The organism is Campylobacter concisus, from assembly GCF_902460625.1.
GTDB lineage: Bacteria > Campylobacterota > Campylobacteria > Campylobacterales > Campylobacteraceae > Campylobacter_A > Campylobacter_A concisus_AD.
In genome coordinates this window covers 1-1,078 of the sequence record NZ_CABPUT010000032.1, presented here as the reverse complement: position 1 = coordinate 1,078, position 1,078 = coordinate 1, and the positions used below count along the sequence as shown (strand labels likewise).

At 27.5% G+C, this 1,078-nt stretch carries 1 protein-coding gene; it reads right to left on the bottom strand.

The genetic code is table 11. From position 1 onward, the window contains the following. Positions 1 to 373: 373 nt before the first annotated feature. Positions 374 to 1,012, bottom strand: coding sequence for a response regulator transcription factor (locus F3G69_RS09200; RefSeq protein WP_103600173.1), 639 nt, complete (start codon positions 1,010 to 1,012; stop codon positions 374 to 376). Positions 1,013 to 1,078 lie beyond the last annotated feature (66 nt).

Here is a 1,078-nt window from a genome sequence, read left to right as displayed (position 1 = left end):
GACTCTTAGCAAATTAATTGAACAAAATAGCGATGGCATTAAAGAAAATAGGGATTTGATTGGACAAAATAGATCACTTATTGAAAAAAACAAACACAATATCGAAAAAAATACAAAAGACATCATAACAAATGTTGAAAAAGTAGATATCGATTTGGAAGACTAAAGTTTCTGATTTCTTATCTCGGCTATTAATAAATTTGCTAGAATTTTTTATTTAAGATTTTAGCAAATCATTTTTTATTTGAAAATTTTATATTTATTGTATTCTTCAGCTAGTAAAAGTTATGTATGTATTTCTTATGTGCACATGCATAAAAAAATTATAGTTTTTGAAGAAAAATCTTATTTTTTAAAAAAATAAATCAAGATTTTATGCGTCAAGCTGCTTCATTAAAAGCACAAGCCCTATTCTATCCTTTACATTTAGCTTACTATAAATAGAGCTTGTATGTGCCTTGACTGTTCTTAGTGTAATACCTGTTTTTTCTGAAATTTCATTATTTGTTAGACCCTGATAGATTAAATCTGCAATTTCTCTCTCCCTTGAACTAAGCTCAGAGAGATCGGTCTTTTTGTCTACCTTTTCACTTTCGCTATTAATATATGAGCCGGTTAGCTCACTAATCATTGCCTGAACAAATTCTTGGTAAAGCCATATATTTCCATTAAAAATAGCTTCAAAAGCATCTTCAAAGTGTGTCTTTCTCATGTGAGAATTTGCATAGCCCTTGATTCCAAGCGTAAGCAGATGCTTGCCTTCGTTTATCGTTGGTCTATTTGAGAGTATGAGTATTTTTATATTTGGGGAATTTTCAATTATATTTTTTATAACATCATCAATATTATCTTTAAAAACATCAATATCAATGCCTATAATATCAACATCATCATTTATATGAGAAAAAAACTCTTTTCTATTATGTATAAATTTCACATCGCTATTGCCAGTAAAATAGCTTCTCCAAATATTGTTTAATGCACTATTTTGTGTAAATAAAATAACTTGCATTACCTTTCCTTGGATTATTTATATGATTCTTTCATAAATTTTTTTACTATTTATAAAGAATTCTAT

Excerpts from the sequence above, each read along its gene's own strand:
- F3G69_RS09200 (WP_103600173.1), bottom strand. The coding sequence starts at position 1,012 with ATGCAAGTTATTTTATTTACACAAAATAGTGCATTAAACAATATTTGG.